Origin of the sequence: Mesorhizobium sp. M2A.F.Ca.ET.037.01.1.1 (assembly GCF_003998075.1) — a bacterium.
GTDB lineage: Bacteria > Pseudomonadota > Alphaproteobacteria > Rhizobiales > Rhizobiaceae > Mesorhizobium.
The window spans coordinates 1-4,326 of the sequence record NZ_RZSA01000581.1 but is presented as its reverse complement, the minus strand read 5'-3'; the positions used below and the strand labels follow the sequence as shown (position 1 = coordinate 4,326).

Here is a 4,326-nt window from a genome sequence, read left to right as displayed (position 1 = left end):
CGTTGAAGGAGATCTCGATCATCAGGTCCGGGAACCGATTGGAGATGTCGAACAGCACCGGCGCGACGCAGCGTCGGCCGAAGGCGAGCGGTATATCGACCCGAAGCTTGCCCGACGGGACCTGCCGGCGCGAGGCGAGCAAGGCTTGGCCGGCCTCGATCTCGGCAAGCGCCCGCGCGCAGGATTCGTAGTAGCTCATGCCTTCGCTGGTCGGGCTGAGGCTGCGCGTGGTGCGGTTGAGCAGGCGCACACCCAGCCGCTGCTCCAGTTGCGCGACCGACTTGCCGATCGCCGACTTCGTCACATGCAGCCGCGCGCCGGCGCCGGTGAAGCTGCCGGCTTCGACGGTGTTGACGAATGCGACGACGCCCTGGAGGTCAGCCGGGTCCATATCGAATTCCCTATTGTAGATTTCAGCTCTTCAATTTGTTGCCGAATATCCCGCATCGGAGCACTATTTTCCATAGTCGGATCGCATAAATCTCTCGCGCACCATCAACCAAGGCGTGACGCATGAGCACCGACAGCAACAGATCCTGGCAGATGAGCGGGTTCGGCCTTTCGAATCTGCGGCCGGTGGAAGGCAAGATCCCCGATCCAGGTCCGCACGAGCTTCTGGTGCGGACGAAAGCCGTCTCGCTGAATTACAAGGACAAGATGATCGTGGACGGCGTGCTCATCCCCGACCTGTCCTTCCCATTCGTGCCGACCTCGGACGCCGTGGGCGAGGTCGTGGCGGTCGGCGGCGCCGTGAGCCGCTTCAAGGTCGGACAGCGGGTGCTGGGACAGGTGATCGCCGACTGGCCGGATGGCGACGCGCCGGCCGTGCTCCACCAGCACACGCTGGGCTCCTCGCTTCCAGGCGTGCTGTCCCAGCATGTCGTCTTCCGCGAGGACGCGGCGGTGCCGGCGCCGGTCTCGCTGAGCGATGTCGAGGCCGCAACGCTGCCGATCGCGGCGCTGACCGCCTGGTTCGCGATGGCGGAGGCGACAAGGCCGGTGCCAGGCCAGACCATCCTTATCCAGGGCACGGGCGGCGTGTCGCTGTTTGCGCTGCAATTCGCCGCCGCCTTCGGCTTGCGCGCGATCGTCACGTCGAGCAGCGACGAGAAGCTGAAGCGCGCCAGGGACCTCGGCGCGTGGCAGACGATCAACCACCGCACCCAGCCGGCATGGGACGAGGCCGCTCGCGCCATGACGGACGGGCTTGGCGTGAACCATGTGCTGGAAATGGTCGGCGGCGACAATGCGCGCCGGTCGCTCAACGCCCTTGCCGCCGATGGCCGGCTATCCGTCATCGGCGTGCTCGGCGCGATGGAGATCAGCTTTCCGATCGTTCCGTTCATGCGCAACCGCATCGTGGTCCAGGGCATTTCCATTGGCCATCGACGCGCGTTCGAGCGCATGAACCAGGCAATAGAGGCGCTCGGCATCAGGCCGGTCATCGACAAGGTCTACGGCTTCGACGAGGTGCCCCAAGCGCTCCAGCATCTAGAAAAGGGACCGTTCGGCAAGATCGTGATCGCCACGAGCTGATGGCGCGTGGCGAGATCACTGCAGCGTCTTCAACACGCCGACCACGGCCATGCCGTCGGTGAAATAGGGATCGCCGCCGCCATTGCGTCCCGTCTTGGTGGCGCCGATTCCCGGTATCTCGCTGGTTGAGGTAAGCAGACCGGCGGCCTTCAGGTCGCCGATCAGGAAGTCGCGCTCGGCGTCGATGTCCGGACCGATATGGTGCGTAACGGCGCCCGTGTCGTGGCTGAGGCCGACTCCGCGATCGAAGCTCGCGGCGCCCAGCCAGAGCGGGCGGCCGTCGTCGCCGACCGCGTCCGTCACCCAGAAGCGGACATGGTGGCGCCGGTCGGCGCTGTCGCCGACCGGTTTCTCGAAGGCCAGGTCCTGGGCGCGGCCTTCGAACAACAGGCGGCTCATCGGCGCATCGGGGTAGGGGCGGGAAAACAGCACACTTTCACCGATATCGATCGCGGTCCTGAGCGTGACCGCATCGGCCGTATCCCAACCCGCGACCGCGAAGGCGTGGACCACCTCCTTCTCGGTGCCGACAAGGCCGACATTGATTGGGTCGCCGGGAATGCCCTGCGGCGTATGCGTCACCATCTCGAAGGGCCGGGTACGAAAACCGCGCTCCCGCCAAGTCCAGAATTCCGGCGCGGCGACATAGGCGAGCGCGAGATAGAAGGCGCAAATAGCCGCAAGCCAGATCGCCGCTCGCCGCCTCAGGCTTCGCTTACCCACGACCAACCGCTCCCAAATCCTTGCGCGATCATTTTATGCGGTGTTGGCCGTTTTCGGGTAGAGCCGCCTCAGCGGCAGGCGCGGTAGCCGCTTTTGCGGTTCTTGATGTCGAAATGGAAATGGTTGCGGTGGTCGTAATTGTAGCCCGGGCCAAGCACCGTGGTGAAATATTCGCAGCCGTCGGCGCGCACATTGTTGAGGAAGCCACGGGTGCGGAAGGCGAACAGTCCGGGCTTGCGGACGTCGATGTCGTCGCCATTGTTGAGTTCGATGCTCATGACGTCGAGGGCGTTGCCCTTGCCGTGCTCCGACAACACACCTTCGCCGGCGATGTTGCGGCAGGAATAGCTCGAGCCCTGGTGGATCGCCTTGACGCCGGAGAAATAGCGCCAGCGGGCGGCCGGCTGCAGCTCGTGCTTGGTCCAGGCGGCGAAGGTGGCGGCCATGCTGCAGGTCAGTGTCGCGGCCGGCTTCATGGCGACGCTGCCGATCGCCGAGACTTTTACCGGGAAATCGATGCCGCACTGTCCCTCATGGATCGGCTGGACGTCCTGATAGACGACGCCCATCCGCTTCAGCTCGTTGCGGCAGTCGATCTCGCTGGCCGGCATCTGCTCGAGAGGCGACATCGGCTCGTCCATGCGCGGATAGGCGGCCTGGGTCATATAGGGGTTGGAGGGAACGAGGCGCTGCATGCCGGAATATTGCGGCGCGTCGGGCTGTGGCACGGCCGCCGTCTGGCTGCCGACATCGACGGCGGGCTGCAGCGCAAAGACGTCGCCCGTGGTACAGGCCGATATCGTCGCGATGGCGCCGGCGGCCAGCCCGGCGATCGCGATTCGCGCGCACTTGTTTCGTTGCGCCGCCATCAGCGCAGCGCCAAGTCTTCGAGCCATTGAAAGGCGTCCTTGTCCCCGAATGGCACAAGGTTAACCCTCAACAGTAAAGGAAAGATCAGCGCCGGCATTCATGCCTGGGGCGGAATTGCGGCGCTGTTCTTGCCGGGACGTGACCGAAACTTCCGGAATTGTGGCTATTGGCAGAAGGTGCCGCCGTGACGTCGCGGTTCCAGGTCGAGATGGAAATGCAGCGCGTGGTCGGCGTCGGCGCCCGGCCCAAGCACCGTCTTGAACGGTCCGCAGGCAGCCTTGCGCACTGCGTCGAGGAACTTCGCATCTTTTTCAGGAGGCGCCGGCCCGACCTCGATCCTGCTTCCGTCCGACAAGTTGAAGCTCGCAATATCGACCGCGTTGCCAAAGGCGTGTTCCGACAGTTTGCGGGTGCCGTTGCGCGGGCGGCAGACGAAGGCCGAGGCCTGGTTGACCGCCTTCAAATCGGCGCCGCGTTCGGCCTTTGCCGTGGGCTGGACGACATCGGCCATGAAGCGCGCCGTTGCCTCGGCCATCGGGCAATTGAGCTCGGTGCCGGGACTGACACTGATGGACTTGCCGAGCGTCTTCAAAACTATCGGATAGGGGATAGAGCAGCCGATTTGCGCGTCGTGCTCGGCCTTGTGCTCCTCGAACTCGACGCCAAGCGTCCTTAGCCGCTCGCGACACGCGGTTTCCTCGGCCGGCATCTCGTCGGCCGGCACATCGGCCGAGCGGGGATCGGGAAGCATCTTTTCCTCGCCGGCATCGGCCGGTTTTTCCGGCGGTTGCGGCGCGGTTTCCGGCGGCTCCGGCTCCAGTTCGGCGGGTTTTTCGGTCGGCGTGGGGACAATCTCCGGCGTTTGCGGATCGGGCTCCGCCCGTGCCCCGGACTGAGCGCCCTTCGAGCGCGGCGGATGGGCGTCCCATTTCGGATGCGACTTCTCCTGGTTCAGGAAGTCGTCGTCGCTGTCGAGGCGGCTTTTGCCTTGCCCGGACTTCTGGGCGCGGTTTTCCATATCCTGAGGACGTGCCCCTGGCGCCGGTGTCGTTTGCGGCGTCTCCGGTACCGGAGCGGCGCTCTCGCTGGCTGGCGGCAGGTGTCTCTTGTGCCGGTGATGATGCTTGGCGGCCGTGGCCGGCGTTATCAGCAGGGCTGCCGCCGCCAAAGGCAACGCCAATCTGCACAATCCGGAAA

5 protein-coding genes are annotated in these 4,326 nt (G+C 65.0%); 1 reads left to right on the top strand and 4 read right to left on the bottom strand.

What is annotated here, in order from left to right; genetic code table 11:
• A partial coding sequence (locus tag EOA27_RS24680; protein ID WP_145970508.1) for a LysR family transcriptional regulator occupies positions 1 to 391 on the bottom strand: 391 nt, incomplete at its 3' end.
• A gap of 122 nt (positions 392 to 513) precedes the next feature.
• Between EOA27_RS24680 and EOA27_RS24675 the strand changes: the two genes are divergently transcribed.
• Entirely contained in the window at positions 514 to 1,536 is a 1,023-nt protein-coding gene (locus tag EOA27_RS24675; RefSeq protein WP_126081701.1) for an NAD(P)-dependent alcohol dehydrogenase, read from the top strand.
• A 15-nt stretch (positions 1,537 to 1,551) separates the two neighbouring features.
• Here the strand turns inward: EOA27_RS24675 and EOA27_RS24670 are convergent, their stop codons facing one another.
• The 3 genes from EOA27_RS24670 to EOA27_RS24660 form a co-directional block, all read right to left on the bottom strand.
• Complete coding sequence (locus EOA27_RS24670) at positions 1,552 to 2,259, bottom strand: LssY C-terminal domain-containing protein (RefSeq protein WP_127257477.1); 708 nt, start codon at positions 2,257 to 2,259, stop codon at positions 1,552 to 1,554.
• Positions 2,260 to 2,327: 68 nt separating this feature from the next.
• Complete coding sequence (locus EOA27_RS24665; RefSeq protein ID WP_126081702.1) at positions 2,328 to 3,155, bottom strand: extensin family protein; 828 nt, start codon at positions 3,153 to 3,155, stop codon at positions 2,328 to 2,330.
• A gap of 137 nt (positions 3,156 to 3,292) precedes the next feature.
• On the bottom strand, positions 3,293 to 4,326 hold a 1,034-nt coding region (locus EOA27_RS24660; RefSeq protein ID WP_348639871.1), incomplete at its 5' end, for an extensin family protein.